14 protein-coding genes and 1 pseudogene are annotated in these 21,071 nt (G+C 73.9%); 7 read left to right on the top strand and 8 right to left on the bottom strand.

Annotation, left to right across the window (positions count from 1 at the left end; translation table 11 throughout):
* Position 1: 1 nt before the first annotated feature.
* The 4 genes from BN3788_RS09720 to galU all read right to left on the bottom strand — a co-directional run bounded on the left by BN3788_RS09720 (position 2) and on the right by galU (position 4,021).
* Complete coding sequence (locus tag BN3788_RS09720) at positions 2–1,135, bottom strand: hypothetical protein (protein WP_066585100.1); 1,134 nt, start codon at positions 1,133–1,135, stop codon at positions 2–4.
* Positions 1,136–1,237: 102 nt separating this feature from the next.
* Positions 1,238–1,834, bottom strand: coding sequence for a GNAT family N-acetyltransferase (locus BN3788_RS09725; RefSeq protein ID WP_066585102.1), 597 nt, complete (start codon positions 1,832–1,834; stop codon positions 1,238–1,240).
* Positions 1,834–3,063 (bottom strand): molybdopterin molybdotransferase MoeA, encoded by a 1,230-nt coding sequence (locus BN3788_RS09730; protein WP_066585111.1) that lies wholly within the window; start codon positions 3,061–3,063, stop codon positions 1,834–1,836. Before BN3788_RS09730 ends, BN3788_RS09725 begins: the two co-directional genes overlap by 1 nt.
* A 58-nt stretch (positions 3,064–3,121) precedes the next feature.
* Entirely contained in the window at positions 3,122–4,021 is a 900-nt protein-coding gene (gene galU / locus BN3788_RS09735) for a UTP--glucose-1-phosphate uridylyltransferase GalU (RefSeq protein WP_066585120.1), read from the bottom strand.
* Positions 4,022–4,156: 135 nt separating this feature from the next.
* Between galU and BN3788_RS09740 the strand changes: the two genes are divergently transcribed.
* Entirely contained in the window at positions 4,157–4,813 is a 657-nt protein-coding gene (locus BN3788_RS09740) for a 5-formyltetrahydrofolate cyclo-ligase (protein ID WP_066586986.1), read from the top strand.
* A 7-nt stretch (positions 4,814–4,820) separates the two neighbouring features.
* On the opposite strand, the gene BN3788_RS09745 is transcribed toward BN3788_RS09740, so the two are convergent.
* Complete coding sequence (locus tag BN3788_RS09745; protein ID WP_066586989.1) at positions 4,821–7,397, bottom strand: penicillin acylase family protein; 2,577 nt, start codon at positions 7,395–7,397, stop codon at positions 4,821–4,823.
* Between the two features lie 126 nt (positions 7,398–7,523).
* Between BN3788_RS09745 and BN3788_RS20105 the strand changes: the two are divergent.
* Positions 7,524–7,664: pseudogene (locus BN3788_RS20105) on the top strand (FmdB family zinc ribbon protein); the annotation flags it as partial.
* Positions 7,665–7,678: 14 nt separating this feature from the next.
* Here the strand turns inward: BN3788_RS20105 and BN3788_RS20110 are convergent.
* Complete coding sequence (locus tag BN3788_RS20110; RefSeq protein WP_315969768.1) at positions 7,679–7,972, bottom strand: hypothetical protein; 294 nt, start codon at positions 7,970–7,972, stop codon at positions 7,679–7,681.
* A 72-nt stretch (positions 7,973–8,044) separates the two neighbouring features.
* On the opposite strand from BN3788_RS20110, the gene BN3788_RS09755 reads away from it, so the two are divergent.
* Entirely contained in the window at positions 8,045–8,731 is a 687-nt protein-coding gene (locus BN3788_RS09755) for an SAF domain-containing protein (protein WP_082812775.1), read from the top strand.
* 33 nt (positions 8,732–8,764) lie between these two features.
* A complete protein-coding gene (mscL, locus tag BN3788_RS09760) occupies positions 8,765–9,247 on the top strand; it encodes a large conductance mechanosensitive channel protein MscL (protein WP_082812776.1) in 483 nt (160 codons plus the stop codon).
* Positions 9,248–9,528: 281 nt separating this feature from the next.
* Here the strand turns inward: mscL and BN3788_RS09770 are convergent, their stop codons facing one another.
* Positions 9,529–13,959, bottom strand: a complete 4,431-nt coding sequence (locus tag BN3788_RS09770; protein ID WP_082812777.1) for a hypothetical protein — start codon at positions 13,957–13,959, stop codon at positions 9,529–9,531.
* A gap of 750 nt (positions 13,960–14,709) precedes the next feature.
* Between BN3788_RS09770 and BN3788_RS18640 the strand changes: the two genes are divergently transcribed.
* Positions 14,710–15,510: an SRPBCC domain-containing protein gene (locus BN3788_RS18640; RefSeq protein WP_159066883.1), complete on the top strand. Its 801-nt coding sequence runs from the start codon at positions 14,710–14,712 to the stop codon at positions 15,508–15,510.
* A gap of 15 nt (positions 15,511–15,525) precedes the next feature.
* Here the strand turns inward: BN3788_RS18640 and BN3788_RS09780 are convergent, their stop codons facing one another.
* A complete protein-coding gene (locus BN3788_RS09780) occupies positions 15,526–17,175 on the bottom strand; it encodes a CocE/NonD family hydrolase (RefSeq protein ID WP_066585137.1) in 1,650 nt (549 codons plus the stop codon).
* 188 nt (positions 17,176–17,363) lie between these two features.
* On the opposite strand from BN3788_RS09780, the gene BN3788_RS09785 reads away from it, so the two are divergent.
* Together BN3788_RS09785 and BN3788_RS20115 are read left to right on the top strand one after the other, a co-directional pair.
* Complete coding sequence (locus BN3788_RS09785) at positions 17,364–18,419, top strand: LacI family DNA-binding transcriptional regulator (RefSeq protein ID WP_234346590.1); 1,056 nt, start codon at positions 17,364–17,366, stop codon at positions 18,417–18,419.
* Between the two features lie 183 nt (positions 18,420–18,602).
* The gene (locus BN3788_RS20115) at positions 18,603–21,068 is read left to right on the top strand and encodes a non-reducing end alpha-L-arabinofuranosidase family hydrolase (RefSeq protein ID WP_066585140.1); all 2,466 of its coding nucleotides are present in this window, start codon (positions 18,603–18,605) and stop codon (positions 21,066–21,068) included.
* Positions 21,069–21,071 lie beyond the last annotated feature (3 nt).

Genomic DNA, 21,071 nt, shown 5'->3' on the forward strand with positions numbered 1-21,071 from the left:
GCTACTCCCCCGCAGCCCGTCGACGCGCGAGGATCTCGTCGAGGTTCATCGACCCCGTGGTGGTCGCGGGCTGCTCGATGGGCGTGCGGCCACCGTCGGCCTCGGCTGCGGCCGTGCGGCTCACGCCGTCGGCGTCGAGGGTGGAGCCCCGCAGGTCAGCGCCTGCGACGGGCTGCGCCGCAGCGGTGGAGCCCTCGACCTCGCCGAGCGGCGCGGGCTCCCGGCGCGGAGCCGAGGCCTTGAGCGTGTACGTGGGGCGAGGCACCGGAACCGGCGACCAGGCGTCCTCGTCCTGCTCGGCGGCGCTGGGGTCCACGCGGGAGCTGCGGCGCACCACGGGGATGGTCCCGCTCGCCGCGCTGGGCGTGGCCGCGGCGACTGCGCCGGGGACGCTGGCGGGCCCCTCGACGTTGTCGATGATGCGGGCGAACACCTCGGTGTGCGCGTCCGAGGGCCGCACCGCACGCCCGGTGACCGCAGGCGACTGCGCGGTGGCCCGCGCCGGGGGCAGCGCGTGCTCCTGCAGCCGGCGCTCCCACTCCGCGTCGGCGGCGTGGCCCGAGACCACGGCGCGGCGGCCCAGCACCAGCACGGATCCGAGCAGCACCGTGGGCGCGGCGCCGGCCAGCAGCGTGACAGTCGTGAGTCCCGCGACCGTCCAGCCCGCGATGCTCGCCACCAGCAGCGCCAGCGCGAGCACGGCCCTGCGGCGTGCGGCGGCGCCCCGTCGGGCGACGGCGGCCGCGTGCGCGGCACGCTGCTGCGCGGCACGACGGGCAGCGTCGGCGCTGATCCTGTCCTGAGTCCCGTGAGGTCGATCCACGGCCATGCCTCCGTTCGCACCGCCGGACGCCCCGAGCGGGATCCCCCGACCCGGGGTGAGCAACTTGACCCGCTGTTCGGCGACCGTCGAGCAGTCAGCCGAGGCAGTGAGCAGGATAGGCGTCGAGCGCTCCCTGCGCGGGCTCCGGCGACGAGGCCGGTCCGCGACGGCGAGCACCCGCAGCGCACCCGAGTGGCGGTCGTCGATCCGCGCCTCGAGGAGCTGTTGGCGATGCCGCAGCCGGTGCGGCATCAGGTACGCGCCCCACAGGCCGACCACCGCGAGGGTGACGAGGCCGGCAGGAGTGTCCACGTCATGACGGTAGGGGCAGGCCCGTCACCACCCGGGGATCGCCCTCGGCGTGTCGCGCTCCCCCTCCGCCCACACGCCGACGCGCCCGGGTATGAGCAGTTCTCAGCGTCGCGCGCGCCACCGCGCGAGCAGGCCGCCCGGCGGCAGCTCCTCGACGGTCAGGGCGAATGTCCGGTGGTCGCACCACTCGTCGCCGATGTGCAGGTAGCGCTCGCGGACGCCCTCGTCCCGGAAGCCGAGCTTCTCGACGACGCGCAGCGACGGCCCGTTCTCGGGGCGGATGTTGACCTCCACCCGGTGCAGCCCGAGCGCCCCGAAGCAGTGGTCGCTCGCCATCGCCACGGCCGTGGGGATGATGCCCCGGCCGGCGACGTGCCGTGACACCCAGTACCCGATGGACGCCGAGCGCAGCGAGCCGTACGTGATCCCGGCGACGGTGAGCTGCCCGACGAGCCGCCCCTGGTGGTCGACGGCGAACGGGAGCGCCGCGCCTGAGCGGGCCTGCCTGTTGAGCGACCGCACGAACTCCCCGAACGAGGGCCGGGGCCCGCGCACTGGCACGGGCGACGTGGCGTCCCACGGCTCGAGCCACGCGGTGTTCTGCGCGCGCAAGGCCATCCACGCGTTCCCGTCACGCCTGCGCAACGGCCGCAGCCGCACGTCGCCGTCGGTGAGCACCACGGGCCAGCCCGGCGCCATCAGCCCTCCAGCACCAGGCAGTGCACCCGCTGGCCCGGGTGCACGACGGCGTCCTGCTCGCCCACCACCGCGAGCGCGTTGGCCCGGGACAGCGCGGTGACGGACGGCACGCCCGGGTCGCCCACCGGGGTGACCTCGTAGCCCTCGTCCGGCGACCCGACGACGAGCGCCGGCACGAACTGCCGCAGCCCGGGCGGGGAGGCCCACCCGACGGTGGCCTCGGCGGTCACGGACGGGCGGAACAGGTCCGCGTGCCCCGCCATGGCCCGCAGCGCCGGGCGCACGAACACCTCGAAGGACACCTGGGCCGCCACGGGGTGGCCCTGCAACGCGAAGATCGGCACGGCGCCGTCCCCGCCCAGCCCGGCGACGGTGCCGAAGCCGTGCCGGTGGCCGGGCGACATGGCGACATGGTCGAACCGGACGGTGCCCAGCGGGGCCAGCACGTCCTTGACGGTGTCGTTCGCGTACTCGCTCAGCCCGCCGGTGGTGAGGATCAGGTCGGCGCGGACCAGTTGGTCCTCCAGCGCCTCGCGCAGCGTCGCCCTGTCGTCCGAGACGATGCCGACCCGTCGGGCGGAGGCGCCCGCGTCGCGCACCGCGGTCTCCAGCGCGTGCCCATCGGCCTCGTACACGCGGCCCTCGCGGCGCGGGGAACCCGGCTCGACGAGCTCGTCGCCCACCGAGACGATCACCACGCGCGGCGTCGGGTGCACCCGGATCCGCCCATGCCCGAGCGTCGCCGCCAGGGCGAGCTGACGGGCCCCGAGCCGGGCGCCCGCCGCGAGGACCACATCGCCCGCGCGGGCGTCCGAGCCCGGCAGCCGCACGTGCTGCCCGGGGACGGCCGGCCGCTGCAACGCGACCCGGGCCGTGCCCGGGTCGGTCTCCTCCACCGGGACCACCGCGTCGGCGCCCGGCGGCAGCCGGGCGCCGGACGCGATGCGCACCGCCTGGCCGGGCGCCAGCCGCAGCAGGCCCTCCGCCCCGACCATGACGTCATGGGCCACCGGCAGCGTCCGGGTGCTGGTGGGCCCCGCGTCCGCGGTGTCGTAGGCGGCCACGGCGTACCCGTCGCGGGCCGCCACGGGCGCCGGCGGCACGTCGAGGCCGACGGTGATGTCGGTGGCGAGGATGCAGCCGACGGCGTCGGCGAGGACGACGTCGAGCGGGGCGACCGGGCCGACTGCGCCCAGCACCGCCGCCAGGTGGTCCTGGACGGATCTCATCTGCGCATTCTGCCCCGACGGCGGCCACGGGACGGACCCGGACCGCCGTCGGCGCGGCTCAGGCCTCGAGCGTCGGGGTGAAGCCCACCAGCCACTCGCGGAAGTCCGGGCCCAGGTCCTCGCGGTCAGCGGCCAGGCGCACCACGGCCTTGAGGTAGTCGAGCCGGTCGCCCGTGTCGTACCGGCGCCCGCGGAACACGACGCCGTACACCCCGCCGCCCTGCTCGGCCGGCAGGTCCGCGAGGGTGGCCAGGGCGTCGGTGAGCTGGATCTCGCCGCCACGGCCCGGCGCGGTGTTCTCCAGCACCTCGAAGACGGCCGGGTTCAGCACGTAGCGCCCGATCACCGCGAGGTTGCTCGGCGCGTCCTCCGCGGCGGGCTTCTCCACGAGCCCGGTCACGCGCACCTGGTCGGCGGGGCCGTCCGCCAGCTCCTCGACCGCCGCGGCGCCGTACAGCGAGATCTGGCTGGGCTCGACCTCCAGCAACGCCACCACCGAGCCGCCGGTGCGCTCCTGGAGCGCGATCATCGTCGGCAGCAGCGGGTCCCGCTCGTCGATCAGGTCGTCGCCGAGCAGCACCGCGAACGGCTCGTCGCCGACGTGGTGCTTGGCCTGCAGCACCGCGTGCCCCAGGCCCTTCGGCTGGCCCTGCCGCACGAAGTGCACGTGGGCGAGCTCGCTCGAGCGCCTCACCGCGTCGAGCCGCGCGGGGTCGCCCTTGGCCTCCAGGGCGCGCTCGACCTCGGGGGCCGAGTCGAAGTGGTCCTCGATGGAGCCCTTGTTGCGACCGATGATGAGGAGGACGTCGTCGAGGCCCGCAGCCGCGGCCTCCTCGACGACGTACTGGATGGCTGGCTTGTCGACGACCGGGAGCATCTCCTTGGGCGTCGACTTGGTGGCGGGCAGGAAACGGGTGCCGAGACCCGCTGCGGGGATGACCGCTTTGTGGAGTGTCATGCCAGATCACGCTAGCGTCGGTCGGCGATCCCGGCGCGCGAGATTCGTCACACTTCTCCCGTAGATGTGAAATGTCCGTGAGAGTTAGGACACACGTGCCAGAGGTCCCAGGTCACCTTTGCGAGAATGGTCCACATGCGCAGCGCTGCACAGCCCTATCCCACCGCCTCCGAGGGCTTGGAGGTCGAGGACCTCAAGGACTATCTGCGCAGGTCAATCAGGGCGTCCAGGACGGCTCGCTCAAGCCGCCGCCGCCTCGAGGCGGGGCCCGCACTGGCCTCCGTGGGGGAGACCGTCCCCGAGATCGCCGAGGCCCGCCGCGTGTCGGGGTACGCCGCGCGACCCACGGAGCCCGGCACCGGCCCCCTGCTGGAGCGCCTCGCCCCACGGGGCGTCCGCGTGCTGCTGCCGGTGCTCGGCGCGGGGCTGCAACGCGACTGGGCCGAGTACGCCGGAGCCGAGGACCTGCGCCAGCGCGCGCCCGGCAGGCCGCCCGAGCCGAGCACCCCTCCGCTCGGCCCGGAGGCCATCGCCGAGGCGGACGTCATCGTCGCCCCCGCCCTCGCGGTCGACACCGCGGGCACCCGGCTCGGGCAGGGCGGCGGCTGGTACGACCGTGCGCTGCTGCACGCCCGCCCCGGGGTCCGGGTCATCGCGCTGGTCTACCCCGAAGAGGTGTACGACGCCGGGACGCGGCCGCTGCCCCGGCAGCGGCACGACCGCACCGTGGACGCCGTGGCCACCCCCGAGGGCTGGCGGTCGCTGCGCCCCGGTGACGACCGGATGGGCTGACCCGGGATCAGCTGTTGGCGCGGGCGGGCCTCAGGGTGAGCCGGTCCTCGGCCGCCTGGTCGGCAGCCTCAGCCGTGAACGGCCACGGGTAGCTCGACCCCTCCGCCCAGGCGCCGAGCTGGTCGGCGTAGTGCGGGCTGGCCGGGTGGCCAGACGCCCCGGTGAGCGTGACCCAGGTGCTGGAGTCCAGGTCGCCGAGGTCCACGACCATGCGCATCGACGGCGCCGCGCCCACCTCGAAGGAGTCCGACGCCGCATCCCAGGACGTCGCGTTGACGATCGAGGAGCCGCCGCCCACCGGCACCGCCCCGGGGTTCACCAGGCGGCGCACGATCGCCGGCATCGTGGGCCCGCCGAGCAGCGCATGCGTCGGCGCCGCAGCGTGCAGCCTGCCCCACGTCCAGTCGCTCGCGTCACGCCCCATCGCCACGGTGAGCTCGCTGCGCGCCGTGACGAGCGCCCGGGTGAGGATCTCGTCGCGCCCCTCCACGATGCCCACAGTGGTCCGGTCGTCCCACCACGCCGACTGCGGGTCGTCGAGCATCCCCGCGACCACCGTCAGCCAGCGTGAGCCGCCGCTCGGCTCGAACCCGTCGGGCAGGTCGTCCCAGAACGTCAGCTCGAGCAGCGTCGACCACACCGCCGCGAAGTACGCCGCCGCCGCCGAGTCGGCATCCGAGCGCAGGTCCCAGCTGCGCAGCAGCTCCTGGCCGTCGTCGTCCCACTCGTCGTCGATCTGCACCGCCAGCAGCGCGGGCATCAGGGCCTGCGCGAAGGGGTTGAGGTCGTCGAGCTGCAGCTCCTCGGTGCTGGCCACGTCGATCTTCTGGCCCGCCTCGATCTGGGCCACGAGGCGGTCGCGGATGGCCTGGGAGCGGTAGCCGTAGTCGAAGTCGTTCGTCATGAACGGGCCGGCGTCGAAAGCCGTCACCGCCTGGTTCGCGGCCACGATGTACCCCTCGACGGGGTCGAGGGCAGCGGGCAGCTCCTCGGCGGGCAGGTAGCCCTGCCAGTCGTAGGCGCTGTCCCAGCCTGGCCGCGGCCACGAGCCGTCGGACGGCAGGCTGGCCCCGGCGACGTCGTTGCGCACCGGGATCAGGCCGGGCGCCTGGTAGCCGATGTGGCCGTCGACAGTCGCGAAGACGATGTTCTGCGCGGGCGCCGCGAACTGGGCCGCGGCGGCGGCGACGTCCTCGGCGTCCTCGGCGACGTTCAGCGCGAACAGGGCGTCCGCCGTGACGGACGGCTCCAGGGCCGTCCAGCGGAGCGCCACCTCGTACTCGCCCCACGGCGTCTCCTCGGCGACCGGCGCCTGGTGGGCCTCGCCGAGGTTGAGCACGTCGGAGACGATCGGGCCGTGCACCGTCTCGCGCACCGCCAGGTCGACGTCATCTCCGCCGTTGACCTTGATCGTCTCGATGCGGATGTCCATGGGCACGCGCTCGCCGTCGAGCAGCGTGGTCCGCTCGACCACCCGCTCCAGGAAGAAGTCGGTGACGTCCGCCGCCATGTTGGTCAGGCCCCAGGCGAGTTGGGCGTTGTGGCCGATGACGACGCCGGGGAAGCCCGCGAACGAGAACCCGGACACGTCGAAGGGGCACTCCTCCGACACCTTCGCGCAGGTCAGGGAGATCTGCGACCAGATGCCCGGCGCGGAGATCCCCAAGTGCGGGTCGTTGGCCAGGATCGGGTTGCCGGAGGCGGTGTGGTCGCCCGCGACGACCCACGAGTTCGAGCCGGTGCCCTCGCCGTCGGCGAGCAGGCGGGGCACCGCGGCGAGCGCGGCGTCGGCGGCGGCCAGCGCGTCCTGCAGCTCGGAGTCGGCCAGGTCGAGGTCAGAGCCCTCGACCACCGCGCTGACCTGCTGTGCGGTGGAGGCGTCGAGGATCGGGAGGTTGGACTCCTCGGGATAGGCCGGGAACAGCTCCTCGACGCGCGCGACGTCGCCCACGGCGGCGTAGGTCGTTGCCCGCGCGATCTCCTCGTCGTAGTTGGACCGCAGGTCCCAGGCCATCGCCTTGAGCCACGCGAGGGAGTCCACCGGCGTCCACGGCTCCGGGTCGGCGACGTCGACGCGCATCCCGAGGATCGTGTACTCGACGGCGATCTCGCCGGGCTCGCGATCCGCGAGGTAGGCGTTCACGCCGTCGGCGTATGCCTGCATGTGCTCCTGCGTCGACTCCGAGAGCAGGTCCCATTCCTGCTCGGCGACCTTGCGCCAGCCGAGCGTGCGGATCACCTTGTCGGCGTCCAGGGCCTGCTCGTCGGCGCCGACGAGCTCCGACAGCCGGCCCGCCGTGACGTGCCGGCGGTAGTCCATCTCGAAGAATCGGTCCTGCGCGTGCACGAAGCCCTGGGCGCGGAACAGGTCCGCGGACGTCTCCGCGGTGATGTGCGGGATCCCCTGCGCGTCGCGCGTCACCGTCACGGCGGCGTCCAGGCCCGACAGCTCGACCTCGCCCGACACCTGCGGGAGCGGGCGGCGCACGAGCACTGTGGTCACGACGACAGTGCCGACAAGCGTGAGCACGATGACCGTTGCGACGGCGGCGAGGACGAGGCGGCGAACACGGCGACGGGGCACGTTGCGAGGGTAGCCGGTGAGCACAGGCGCCGACCTGCCCTCGCGTCCGCGTAAGATTGGCACTCGAACTTGGAGAGTGCCAGCCGCGGATCTGTGGCCGGCACGTCGCTCGACCGGGGAGAGACAGTGCCCACCTACGCCTACGCCTGCACGGAGTGCGGCCACGCCTTCGACATCCAGCAGTCCTTCAGCGACGACACGCTGACGGTCTGCCCGGAGTGCGAGGGGCGGCTCCGCAAGGTGTTCTCCGCCGTCGGCGTGGTGTTCAAGGGCTCCGGCTTCTACCGCAACGACTCCCGGAACACGAAGTCGTCCTCGTCGGCGAGTGTGCCGTCGACGTCGGGCTCCTCGTCGTCGGGCGGCTCCTCGTCGGGCGACTCGGGCTCGTCCGCCTCGTCGAGCGGCTCAACGGCGGCATCCTCGGCCGGCACGTCGTCGAGTGGCTCGGCCTCGAGCGGGTCGTCGTCGACCGGATCGTCGGCCTCCTCCTCGAAGCCCGCTGCCGCGAAGCCTGCCGCCGCGAGCTGAGCACTGCGGCACTGCCGCACTGCCGCGCTGATCCGCCCACAGCCCATCGGCTGGAGGGGATTCCCGCGGGAACCCGCGCTGGCCCCTCGACGTCCTCGCGCCGCGCCTAGCGTCCGGGCATGGTCATGTCCCGCCCACCCACGCCACGGGCCTCCCGGTCGGCCCGACGGCGCGCGCGCGTCCTGATGTGGCGGCCGCGCCTGCCGCTCGCCGCCCTCCTCGTCGGCGCCGCGGCGGCTGTGGCCGTCGGGCAGCTCAGACCCGCTCCGGCAGCCACCATCCCGGTGGTCGTCGCCGCGCACGCGCTGCCCGCTGGCTCCGTGCTCACCGCCGCCGACCTGCGCACCTCACCGCACCTGACCGGCTCCGCGCCGGACGGGAGCCTCCCCGTCGCCGACGACCTCGTGGGGCGCACGCTCGCCGTCCCCGCGCCCGCTGGCCTGCCGCTGGTCGACGGCATCGTGGCGGCCGAGGTCATCGCCGGCCCGCCTGGCACGGTGGTCGCGCCGGTCCGCTTCGCCGACGACGGGGTGGCCGCGCTGCTCACCCCCGGCGCCCGCATCGACGTGCTGGCCGCGGCCGCCGACGGCGCGGACCAGGACGGCCGCTACCTGGCTCGCTCGGCGCTCGTGCTCGCGGCGCCCGTCGACGCGCCGAGCGGCGCCGAGGCTGGGCCGCTCTCGCTCGGCGCCAACCCGGGCGGGCAGGAATCTGGCCCGGTGTTGCTCGCCGTCTCCGCCGATGACGCGGCGGCCCTCGCCGGCGCCGCCTCATGGGCCTCACTGAGCCCGGTCATCGTGGGATGATCCCCGCGCCCAGTTCCCCCCACAGGAGGCGTCATGAAGAGTGTGCTGACCGGATTCAAGGACTTCGTCGCGCGCGGCAACGCCGTCGAGCTCGCCGTCGCCGTGGTCATCGGCGCCGCGTTCAACTCGTTCGTCACGTCGCTCGTCGAGGGGTTCATCGGCCCGCTCATCGGCTCGATCTTCGGCGGGACGGACCTGAGCGGCCTGTGGGAGTACAAGCTCCTCGGCGGGGAGTACAAGTTCGGCCTCATCGCCGACGCCGCGCTGCAGCTGCTCATCACGGCCGCCGCGCTGTACTTCGTCATCGTCCTGCCGCTCAACCACCTGGCGAAGCGGCGCCGGGCCGGGATCGAGGACGAGCCCGCCGCCCCCGCCGAGGACGTGCTCGTGTTGCAGGAGATCCGCGACCTGCTGGCCCAGCGGCTCACCCCCGCACTGCGCAACGACGCCGTCCCCAGCGGGCTCGTCCGCGACGAGGCCGTCCGCAACGACGTGAGCCCCCGCACGCAGTCCTGACCTCCGCGCGCGCCCGGACCGTCGCGGTTTCACGCGGCGGTCCGGGTGCAGCACTCACCAGTGGGGCGGGACGTCCCGGCGCAGTCGGTCGTCGTTGGAGTCGGAGCCGTCGCCCCAGCCGGTGTCGGAGTCGTCGGCGCTGCGGTCGGGGATCAACGGGGCGTCGTCGATCACCGGACGCCTCGGCGCGGGCCGCTGCGCGGGCTCGCGGGGCTCACTCGTTGCTCGGGGGTCGATCTGGTTCACCATCCCATGATCCCACCGTGGAGGCCGCCGCCCGATCAGCGGGTACGGCGCACCGCGGCGGCGATCACGGCGTCCACCCGCGAGCTGCGTCGTGTGATGCCGAGCTCGTCGCGGACCTCGCTGGCCAGGTCCTCACGCGAGCGCTGGGCCCCGTCCGACACCAACCACGCCACGACCTCGCCGATCTCGTCGTCGCTGTACGCGCTGATCGGCAGTCCCGAGCGCACGGGCGGACGCGGCTGGGCCCGCACCGGCAGCGTCGGCTGCTGACCCGCGGCATCGGCGGACGACGCGGATGCCGCCGGTTGGCCGTCGACCTCCCAGACGACTGTCGGCCCGGCCACCGCGGGCACGGCGCCCTCGCCGGACACAGGCCCCCGCGGCGTGACGCCCGCCCCCGCCTCCGCGGCGCCCGGCGCATCGGGGGCAGCGTCACCGTCGACCACCGGGATGGCCCCCGTGGCCAGTTGGTGCTCGAGCACGAAGGGCAGGGCGCCCGTCTGCGGGGCGTAGTCCACCACGCGCCCCACCGGCAGCCGCTCCGGCAGCCCAGCCTGCCCGACAGGCGCCACCGACGGCCGGGCGGCGCGCACCGGCGCGGGACGCGACGCCACGACACGCGCCTGGACGACCCGCCGGATGCGGTCGACCTCGGCCTGCGGGTCGAGGAACGCGGCGGCAGACCAGACCTGCACGGTGCTCCAGCCGAGTTGCTCGAGCCGGTCGGCGGTCTGCCGGTCGCGCACGCGCACGCTCTGCTCGGCGACATAGGCCTCGTCGTCGGTGAGCACCGCGACGAGCAGCTGGCCTGGCAGCTCGGGGTGGCCGACGGCCAGGGGGATGCGCGTCCCGCCCGGCAGCCCGTAGTCCACCTCGACGAGCAGCCCATGCCGCCACAGCCGCTCGGCCAGGTCGATCACCAGGCGGTCGGACTCGTTCGGCGCGGCCGCGGGCGCCCCTGTGCGCGCGTCGCCGGATGTGGGCGCGTCAGCAGACTCGTCGGCGTCGGGGGCGGCGATGAGCGAGGTCGTCTCTCCGTTGCCGCGTCGGGCGGCGAAGTCGAGGAGCGCGTGCAGGAGCTGGGCGCCGGGGCCACGCAGCCGGTCGCGGTCCAGGTCGTCGGCGCCGAAGCACGAGACGACGTGCAACCGGTGCCGGGTGGCGCCCAAGGCGTCGAGCAGCAGCGCGTCGCCGCCCGGCGCGCTGATGGGGCCGAAGCGGTGCAGCACGCGCCCATGCGGGGTGCGGCCGTACCCGAGCGACAGCAGCACGGCGTCACGGCGCAGCCCGGCGACACCGGCGAGATCGGCGACGACGAAGGGCTCCGCGCGGCGGGCGTCGAAGAACACCGCCAGCGCCGGGTTGTCCCGCACCTCGGCGAGCACCCGCTCGCGCACCTGCTCGGCGTGCAGCGGGGAGGACGCGATGACGGCCAGCGACTCGTCGGGGTGCATGAGCGCGTGGGTCAGCACGGCCTCGAGGACGTGCTCCACCTCGGCGCGGGTGCTCTCGACGGCGCCGGTGGCCGCATCGGGCATCCCGGCGCCGTCGATCACGTCGAGCCGGACCAGCGGGGCGCTGTGCGGCAGCGGTGTGGGGCTGAGCACCCCGGCGTACCCGTGGTCGGCGAGGAACTGCGTGAGGTACGGGTCACGGCGGGAGGCGTCGGCACGCAGCGCGACGACCGGCAGCACGTCCGCGAGCGCGCGGACGGCGGTGCCAGACGCGCAGCGGGCGTCGCCCACCACGACGACCTGGCGGCCGCGCGCGATGGCGGCCAGCGCGATCTCGATGGGCAGGTGCGCAGCGGCGTCGATGACCACGACGTCGACGGTGCGGCCGGCGGGGAGCACCTGCGGCACGAGCATCGGCGCGGCGGCCAGCACCGGGCGCAGCTTGCGGACCAGGTCCGGGTAGCGCGCGACGGTGTCCCGCAGGCTCGTCATCCGGTCGCCGATGAGCTCGGCGAACAGCGACTCGGCTTGATCGCGGTGGTGGCGCAGGGCGGCGGTGACGTGCCCGATGACCGCGGTGCGCACCGGCCCGGGCAGGCTCGCGACGTGCGCGCGGTCGAGGTGCGCGTACCTGGCGCTCAGGGCCCCGAGCGCGGCGCCGTCGTAGCCGGCGAGCGCGGGGTCGGCGGTGAGGATGTGCTCGAAGACGGTGCTCCACCACGCCAGCTCGAGTTCGGGGCCCACCATCGCGGGGTCCGCCTTGCGGCTGATGAGGTCGTCCAGGAGCCCGCCCAGCCCAGCGGCCACGAGCTCGGCGAGTGTCGCGGTGCGCTCGGGCAGCGACTCCAGCGCGGCCGCGTCGTCCTGCAGCCGCTGGAGGCGGTCCACCAGCTCGGCGAACGGGACCTCGGCGAGCCGCCCGCCCCCCGGCGTCGTCGCGAGCACCTGGTCGAGCACCTCGACGTCGGCCAGCACCGCGCGCAGCTCGCCCTCCATGGCGGCCAGGCCGTCGGGCAGCCTCGGCCAGCCGCCCGCCGGGCAGTGCGCCTGCCAGATGTCGCGCTGCACCTGCACCTCGATCAGCGCGCTGTGCAGGTCCGCGACGGGGCGGCCGGGGCGCACCATGTCGCGGGCCTGCTTGCGCAGCCGGCGCCGCAGCCAGAAGCCCATCGGCATCCCGTGCTCGGCGCGCCATTCCTTGGTGGCGGTGGCCGCGACCAGGTCGGAGGCGGTCCGCTCGAAGATCATCGGCTGGAACACGTCCAGCGCCCCGCGGATGCCGGCGAGCATCACCAACTGCTCACCCCAGCCCGCGAGCGTGCCAGCCTCCAGCAGCCCGGTGGTGTCGGCCACCTCGCGCACCCGGCGGGTGATGCCCGCCAGGCCCGTGGTGAGCAGCCGGTCGAGGCGTGCCAGCGCGTCAGCGGCGGCCTCGGCGGTCCGCAGGCCGGCGCCGTGCCACGGGGTGTCGGTGGGCCGGAGCGTGAACGCGCCGAGCCGGGCAGCGCGGGCCAGCGCGTCGGCGAGCTGCTCGCGGCGCGTGGCGTCCAGCGTCCGGGCCACCTCGACGGGCAGCCGCACGCGGGTGCGCGGGGCGGGCCGGGTGGCGGTCAGCCGTGCCAGCGCCTGCTGGGCGTCGTAGGCCGACGCGCCCCACGGCATGCGGGCCGCATGCAGGGCGTCGACATACGCGCGGAGCTGCTCGCGATGCGCGACGAGGTCACGGCGCAGGGCGCCGAGCCGGGCGGTGTCGACAGGCTCAGCCTCGAGGGTCATCGCGGCGAGCAGCCGTCGGCCGGCGGCGGGGCGCCAGCCGGCCTCGGGCGCGACATCGAGCAGCAGGTCGCCGAGGCCCAGCGCGTCGAGCCGGGCGCTGAGCGCGGCCGCGGCCCGACGGTGCCCCGGCACGTACAGCACCGAACGCCCCGAGGCCGCCGCGTCGGCGACCACGGCGGCGAGGGTGCCGGTGACGTCGCACCCGGTCGGCGCGTCGATGAAGAGGTGCTCCCCCGTGGCGAGCACGTCGAGGACGTGCTGCTGCGCCGGGTCGAGGTCCCCGACGCCCCGCTCCAGATCGGGGTCGCGGTCGCCGCGCACCGGCTCGGGCAGCGGGCGGGCCAGGCGGGCCCGGGCCTCGGGGACGCCTGCGAGCGCCGCGACGACCTCATGGCGGTCGAGCGTGCCGGCCAGCGAGTCCAGGTCGTCGACGAGCACCTGCCCGGGGTGCACGAAGGTGCCCACGACGATGCTCTCGTCGAGCCGGAAGTCCTCCAGCACGGCCTCGCCCAGCGACCTCAGCCTCTGCAACGCCGAACGGGGCTCGAAGCCGGTGCCGGTGAACGCTCCACGGGCCACGGCGCCCGGGTCGAGCAGCGCGCCGCGGCTGCGCAGGGCGCGCGCGATGACGGGGTTCACCTCGAGCGACGGCTCCAGGGCCAGCTCGTAGTCGCTCTCGCCGCTCCCCCGGGCGCGCAACGAGACGGGTCGGAGCAGCACGGGCGCCCGGACCGTGCGGGCGGCGGGCGCGGCAACGGCGTCGGCCTCGCCGTCCGGCCGCTGGTCGGCGCGGGGCTGTTCGGCGCGGGGCTGCGGCGGGCGCGGGCGGGTGACGGCCGCGAGCGCGGCGACGTCGTCCTCGGCGATGTCGGGCGTCGTGCGCTCCGTCCACGTCGCGACGCCGATGGCCAGGTAGGTGGGGGCGATGCCGTACCGCTGCGCGTACCGCTCGGCGCGTGCGCTGACCGCTCGGGCACGGCGCTTGGCACTGGCCAGCGCCCCGCCCTCCCGCACCAGGTTGGACAGCCTGGTCTCCCGGCCGGCGAAGAGCTGGGCGATCCCGGACGGGTGGGCCGCGGACAGGTCGAGTGCCGCGTCGCCCAACAGGTCGACATCGGCCAGGGTGGAGCCGCCGGCCGCCTCCACGAGCGCGGCCCGCCAGGCCGCGAGCGAGCCGCTCAGCAGCTCGGCTGCGGTGGGCGGCGCCACGACGGCGGGCGTGGGCTGCGCGGCCACGGGGTCAGGGCCTGTCGCAGGGGCAGCGCCGGTCGCAGGGGCAGCGCCGGTCGTAGCGGCAGCGCCGGTCGTAGCGGCACTGCCAGTGGAGGGGGCGGCGGTCGAGGCCGGGATCGGGTTCGCGCCGGGCGCGGGATCCACATCGGGTCCCGAGCCGGGGGCGCGCGCGGGAACGTTCACTCGCCGAACGCTAATGCCCACAGGCCGCGATGGCCCTCCTGGCGCGCCGGAGCCCACAGCAGAGCCCCGCGACAGGGCATGCGTGACGGGTGTCAGAGAGGAGAGGGAGGGCGCTCGACCCGGTGAATCGGGGAGCTGTCGCGGGTCCTCGGGCGGGCGGCTTTTCAGCCTCCCGCCCGAGCCCGGACGAAGAACAGTGCGCACCGCGCAGGGGGCAGGCGATGCGCACTGTCGAGCACCAGTGTGCCCCGTGCGAGCGGCGCTGGTCAAATGTCCAGGGGCGCGCAGGCGGGTGAACGAAGCGCCGGGAAACTCGGTGAAAACCGGATAGTCATGCGGATTCCGGGGCGGATGGGCGGGCGCCCGGAGGACGCCTCGGACCCGCCTGCCGCCTCACGGGAGATGTCTGCGCTGGTCGCGGACCTCTCCGTGCGACGCCCCGCGCGACGCCCCGCGCGCGGCGTGCGGGCGACCCCGCTCATGACCCCGGCGGAGCGCTCGACGGCCGGCGGGGCCAGGGCGACGATGAGAGTCGACGGCGCCGCAGGCGCGAGACCGGGGGCGACGAGCATGCACGAGGCACGGGCAGACATTCACGTCGATGCGACGCCGGAGGCGGTCTGGCGGGCGCTGACCGAACCGGAGCTGGTGCGGCAGTACTTCTTCGGCACCGAGCTCTCCACTGACTGGCAGGTCGGCAGCCCCATCCGCTACCGCGGCGAGTGGCAGGGCACGCAGTACGACGCCCACGGCGTCGTCCTGGAGGTCACCCCGCCCCACCTGCTCGTCACCGACTTCTTCAGCCCGTCCTCGGGCCTGCCCGACGTGCCCGCCAACCACCAGACCGTCACCTTCGAGATCGTGCCCGAGGATCGCGGCAGCCGCGTCACAGTGGTCCAGGACGGCAACCGCGACGAGGCCGGGGCCCAGCATGCCACCGCGAACTGGCGGATGATGCTCGACGGACTCGCCAGCATCGCCCCCACTGTCGACACCGTGGTCGCCCGCTTTGACGTGGACGGGTGGGACCCGGCCTCCCTCGACGGGATCGACGGCGGGTGGCTCAGCGCCGTCGTGATGCGCAAGACCTACACGGCCGGGATCGTCGGCACGAGCGTCGCGCACTTCATCTCCTCCGGCGAGGAGGAAGGCAGCCGTGGCTACCTCGCCGCCGAGCGCATCGAGGGCGTCCTCGACGACGGGCGGGCCGGCGCGTTCACGTTGCACCACGGGGGCCTCGAGGTGGACGGCGACAGCGCGTTCGCGCATGTGGTGCCGGGATCGGGAACCGGGGACTTCGCAGGGCTCACCGGCACAGGGCGCATCGAGCACGACGAGGCGGGGCCGTACTTCGTGCTCGACTTCGACTGAGGGCGGCCCGCCAAGTCACGGCGCGACGGGGAGGACGAGCCGCGAGGGGTGGCCCTGGTCGTGGAGCACCTGCTGATGTGCCACCCGGAACTCCGACCACTCGGTGACGCCGGCTCCGGCGCCCGTTCCCGGGTTGGGGTCGAAGCGAGGGAAGTTCGAGCTGGAGACGTCCAGGCGCAGGCGATGGCCTGCGCGGAAGGTGTGGGCGCTGGCCCCGAGCTCCACCGCGACCTCGCGCACCTCGCCGGGTGGGACCAGCTCCCCCAGCACCTCGCGGACCCGGGCGATCCCGTCGAGCACCGCGAGGGCGCTGCCGTCGGGATGCACATCCACGAGCTTCGCCGTCCAGTCGGTGTCCAGCGCGTCCGTCGCAGCCCACAGGTGGACGACCACGTCCCCGATGACCGTGACGTCCTCGCCGAGCGGCGGGGACACGAAACGCAGCACGTCGGCCCGGTGGTCGAGCGGGCGCTGGTCCCACTGCCCGGTCCCCCGGGCGGCGTCGCCACGGGCGAACAGGTTGGGGCCGCCCACCGTCGGCACGGGGTCGCACGGGTCGAAGACGAACGTGGACGGCTCCGCACTGCCGTCCACGGCCTCCGGAGCCAGCCCTCCGTCGGGGGCGAGATGCCAGGCCGTCGAGACCGTGTCGGGCGGCGGCCAGGCGTCGAGGTCGCGCCACGCGTTCTCGCTCATCACGAAGACGCGCACCCGGGGGCCGGTCGCGTCGTCGGTCTCGCCGGTCGCGTGGGCCACCAGGAACTCGACGCCGTCCGCTCCCAGCTGCTCGGCGCCGCGTGCCGCCGAGCGCCCGTAGTCGACCTCGCCCAACGCCTGCCCGGGGACGCCGTGGCCCCACGGCCCGACGACCAGCCGCGAGCCGGGGTGCTGCGCGGTGGTGAACTGCCGCAGGGTGAGGTCCCGGAAGAGGTCGTGCCAGCCGGCGACGAACAGCGTCGGCACGGCAGGTCGGGGAGGCAGCGCCCACTGCTGCCACCACGGGTCGCTTGCGGGGTGGGTCATCCAGTCCCGCCACGCGGGGAAGCGCCGCTTCAGCAGCGCTTGGTCCGCTAGCGGCGCCGTGCGGGCGGCGGCGTCGGGATCGGCCGCGAGCGCCTCCCACTCGACGAGCTCGGCCGTCACGTCCTCGCCCCGCGCGGCAGCGCGCATCAGCTCACCGCGGGTCATCGCCGTCGCCCAGTTGAGGGCCGAGCCCAACACCACCGCGCCACCCCGGTAGATGATCCCGACGGGGTCGCCCGGGCACACCCCCAAGTGCATCGCCCGCAGCGCCGGGTGGCCGGTGGACGCCAGGTACAGCTGGGCCTGCGCCAGGTAGGAGCGCCCCCAGCCGACGACTGAGCCCGTCGACCACGGCTGCCGCGCGCACCACTCGATCACCGCGCGCGCGTCCTCGACATGCCCGCGCCACGGCACGAACGCGCCCTCCGACGCGCCGGTGCCGCGCAGGGCCACGACGACGACCGCGAGCCCGCGCGCCACGAGCTCCGACTCCCCCATCTCCTGCCGGGCGGCGTCGACCGGGTAGGGCGTGAGGGCCAGGACGACCGGCACGGGCTCGTCCGTCGCCGGTCGGTGGACCGTGGCGCGCAGGGTGGCGCCGTCGGGCAGCGTGATCGGCACGTGCTGCTCGACCTGGGTCATGGGGCTCCTTCGCTCACGGGGGCTCCTTCGTCGAGGGCTCCGCGGAGGCGCCTGTCTATCGATACACGGGCGGCACTGCAACGATGGCGCGCCTGACTCGCCCTGGTGGGAACGGCGTCACGGCTGCCACAGTTGCCCACCGAGGAGGCGCCACCGGCCCAGGCGTCCCCGACCCGAGGAGGCTCGAGGTGGAACCGCCGGTCGACAAGCGCAGACGCGTGCCCACCATGAGCGACGTGGCCCGGCTCGCGGGCGTGTCCACGATGACCGTCTCCAACGTCCTCAACAGCCGCTCCCGGGTGGGCGACAGCACCCGACTGCGGGTCCTGCAGGCGGTCGACGAGCTGGACTACGAGGTGAACCTCACCGCCCGCCGGCTCCGCGCCGGCCGCGTCGACACCGTGGCGCTGATCGTGCCGAGCTTCGACCACGCGTACTTCGCCGAGCTGGCCGCCGGCTTCGCGGCGGAGTTCGCCCGCCACGGCCGCCACCTGGTCGTCACGCAGTCCGGCGCCAGCCGGGAAGGCGAGCTGTCGGCGTTGTCGCAGGCGCGGCTCGGGCAGTACGACGGGGTCATCCTCAGCGCCGTGGGCCTCGCCTATGAGGAGGTCGACGCCCTGCGGAGCGCCCAACCGCTGCTGCTGCTCGGCGAGCAGGCCGTCCCGCCCCGGTTCGACCACATCTGCATCGCGAATGTCGAGGGCGCGCGACTGGCGGTGCGGCATCTGCTGGACCGCGGCGCGCGGAGGGTCGCCGTCGCCGGCGGGGTGGCCACGGGCCGCGCAGACGGCGCCGGGGCGCAGGACTCGATGTCGGGGCTGCGCACTCGCGGCTGGCGGGCGGCGCATAAGGAGGCCGGCGTGGTCCCGGACGGGCGTCTGCTGCTGGGCGACGCCCGATACGCCGCTGCCGACGCCCGCCGGGCTGTGGCCGGAGCGCTGGCGGACGGGCTCGAGTTCGACGCGGTCTTCGCGATCACCGACGAGATCGCGCACGGCGTCCTCGCCGCGTTGCACGACGCCGGGTTGCGCGTGCCGGAGGACGTCGCCGTGGTGGGCTTCGACGACCTGAGGATGAGCGAGTTCGCGACGCCGGGACTCTCGTCGGTCAACGTCCGCCGCGACTGGATCGTGCAGCATGCGGTCTCGGTGATCGAGCGCAGGATCGCTGGTGACGACGGGGAGCCCGTGCGGCTGACGGCGCCCGTGAGCCTGGTGGTGCGCGACTCCAGCAGGAGATCGTGAGTCCTCACCGCCCGGAAGACGCCCGCACGGAATCGTTTCGCATCTAGACCGGCGCCCACCCCGCTGCGAATGTGAGCGCTCACACCCGCTCACACAGCCACGAGATCGTGGCCGTACTTCCCATGACAGGGGCACCCGTCCCGTCTGCCTGCCAACGACGCCAGGTCCGAAGAGAGGTCCCTGATGACGACCACACCACGACAAGGACGACGAGCGCTCGCCGCCACCACGCTGTCCGCGGCGCTCGCGCTCGCCGGCCTGTCCGCGGCTGTGCCCGCCCACGCCGCCGCCACCACCCTGGGCGAGGCCGCCGCGCAGAGCGGCCGCTATTTCGGCACCGCGCTGGCCGCGGGGCGGATGAACGACACGACGTACACGACCATCGCGAACCGTGAGTTCAACATGATCACGGCCGAGAACGAGATGAAGATGGACGCGACGGAGCCGTCGCAGAACCAGTTCAATTACGCGAATGGCGACCGGATCGTCAACTGGGCGCGGCAGAACGGCAAGCAGGTGCGCGGCCACGCCCTGGCCTGGCACCAGCAGCAGCCCGGCTGGATGCAGAACATGTCCGGGACCGCCCTGCGCAACGCGATGCTCAACCACATCACCCAAGTGGCGACGTACTACAAGGGCAAGATCCACACCTGGGACGTGGTGAACGAGGCGTTCGCCGACGGGTCGTCCGGTGGGCGCCGGGACTCCAACCTGCAGCGCACCGGCAACGACTGGATCGAGGCCGCATTCCGCGCCGCACGGGCCGCCGACCCGAACGCCAAGCTCTGCTACAACGACTACAACACCGACGGGATCAACGCGAAGTCGACCGGCATCTACAACATGGTCAAGGACTTCAAGGCCCGCGGCGTGCCCATCGACTGCGTCGGCCTCCAGAGCCACCTCGGGACCACGATCCCCAGCGACTACCAGGCCAACATCCAGCGGTTCGCGGACCTCGGCGTGGACGTGCAGATCACCGAGCTCGACGTCGAGCAGGGCAGCAACCAGGCGAACATCTACCAGGCCGTGACGCGCGCCTGCCTGGCGGTGGCGCGGTGCACCGGCATCACGGTGTGGGGAGTGCGTGACAGCGACTCGTGGCGCACCGGGGCGAACCCGCTGCTCTTCGACGCGTCCGGCAACAAGAAGGCCGCCTACACCTCGACCTTGAACGCCCTCAACGCGGCGACCCCGACCCCGACTCCGACGCCCACCACCACGACGCCCGGGCCCACCCCGTCCACACCCAGCCCCACGCCACCGCCCGTGACCGGCGCGGGCTGCACCGTCACCTACTCGGCGCCCAGCCAATGGCCCACCGGGTTCACCGCCAACGTCAAGGTGACCAACCACGGAACCTCGGCGATCAACGGCTGGACCGTCACCTGGGCGTTCCCCGGCAACCAGACCGTGCAGCAGGCCTGGAGCGCCACAGTCACCCAGAGCGGCAACCAGGTGACCGCGCGGAACGTCGCCTACAACCCGCAGATCCCCGCGGGCGGCTCCGTGGAGTTCGGCTTCAACGGCGGGTTCAGCGGGACCAACACCAACCCGACGAGCTTCAGCCTCAACGGCACGCTGTGCAACGGCAGCGTGAACCCCACGCCACCGCCCACGACGACGAACCCGACTCCCCCGCCCACGACCAGCCCGACGCCGACGCCGACACCCACCACGCCGCCCACGGGGACGCTCCCGTCGAGTTTCCGCTGGTCTTCCAGCGGGGCGCTCATCAGCCCCAAGCCGGACAGCTCGCACGCGGCGACCTCGGTCAAGGACCCGACAGTGGTGTACGCCAACGGCAAGTGGCACGTGTTCGCCACAGTGTGGGCCGGCAGCTACCAGATGATGTACACGAGCTTCACCGACTGGTCGCAGGCGTCCTCCGCGACGCCGTACTACCTCGACCGATCCGGCATCGGCGCCGGATACCGCGCGGCGCCGCAGGTGTTCTGGTTCGCCCCGCAGAACCAGTGGTACCTCGTCTACCAAACCGGCGCGGGCGGCTCGTACTCGACCACCACGGACATCTCCAACCCCGCGTCCTGGTCGGCCCCGAAGAGCTTCTACTCCTCGCAACCGCAGATCATCCGCGACAACATCGGCGACGGGTACTGGGTCGATTTCTGGACGGTGTGCGACACCGCGAAGTGCTACCTGTTCTCCTCGGACGACAACGGGCATCTGTACCGCTCGGAGACGACTGTCGCGAACTTCCCGAACGGCTTCACCAACACCGTCATCGCGATGCAGGACTCTGACCGCTTCCGCCTGTTCGAGGCCGCGAACATCTACAAGATCGCCGGGCAGAACAGCTGGCTCATGGTCCACGAGGCCATCGGCACGGACGGCAAGCGGTACTTCCGCTCCTGGACCGCCCCGTCCATCACGGGCTCCTGGACGGCTCTGGCCGACACCGAGTCCAACCCGTTCGCCCGGGCCAACAACGTCACCTTCCCGGCGGGAGCCTGGACCCGGGACATCAGCCACGGCGAGATGCTGCGCTCCGGCACCGACCAGACCATGGAGATCAGCCCGTGCAACCTGCGGTACCTCTACCAAGGGCTGGATCCGAACGCGTCAGGTGAGTACAACGCGTTGCCGTGGCGGCTCGGGCTGCTGACGCAGACGAACTCGCCGTGCTGATGC

Source organism: Cellulomonas timonensis (genome assembly GCF_900046455.1).
In the GTDB taxonomy this organism is placed as follows: Bacteria; Actinomycetota; Actinomycetes; order Actinomycetales; family Cellulomonadaceae; genus Cellulomonas_A; species Cellulomonas_A timonensis.

Coding starts and splice junctions, on each gene's coding strand:
- BN3788_RS09725 (WP_066585102.1), bottom strand. CDS start 1,834: ATGGCGCCGGGCTGGCCCGTGGTGCTCACCGACGGCGACGTGCGGCTG.
- BN3788_RS09730 (WP_066585111.1), bottom strand. CDS start 3,063: ATGAGATCCGTCCAGGACCACCTGGCGGCGGTGCTGGGCGCAGTCGGC.
- galU (WP_066585120.1), bottom strand. CDS start 4,021: ATGACACTCCACAAAGCGGTCATCCCCGCAGCGGGTCTCGGCACCCGT.
- BN3788_RS09740 (WP_066586986.1), top strand. CDS start 4,157: ATGCGCAGCGCTGCACAGCCCTATCCCACCGCCTCCGAGGGCTTGGAG.
- BN3788_RS20110 (WP_315969768.1), bottom strand. CDS start 7,972: ATGGGCTGTGGGCGGATCAGCGCGGCAGTGCGGCAGTGCCGCAGTGCT.
- BN3788_RS09755 (WP_082812775.1), top strand. CDS start 8,045: ATGGTCATGTCCCGCCCACCCACGCCACGGGCCTCCCGGTCGGCCCGA.
- mscL (WP_082812776.1), top strand. CDS start 8,765: ATGAAGAGTGTGCTGACCGGATTCAAGGACTTCGTCGCGCGCGGCAAC.
- BN3788_RS18640 (WP_159066883.1), top strand. CDS start 14,710: ATGCACGAGGCACGGGCAGACATTCACGTCGATGCGACGCCGGAGGCG.
- BN3788_RS09780 (WP_066585137.1), bottom strand. CDS start 17,175: ATGACCCAGGTCGAGCAGCACGTGCCGATCACGCTGCCCGACGGCGCC.
- BN3788_RS20115 (WP_066585140.1), top strand. CDS start 18,603: ATGACGACCACACCACGACAAGGACGACGAGCGCTCGCCGCCACCACG.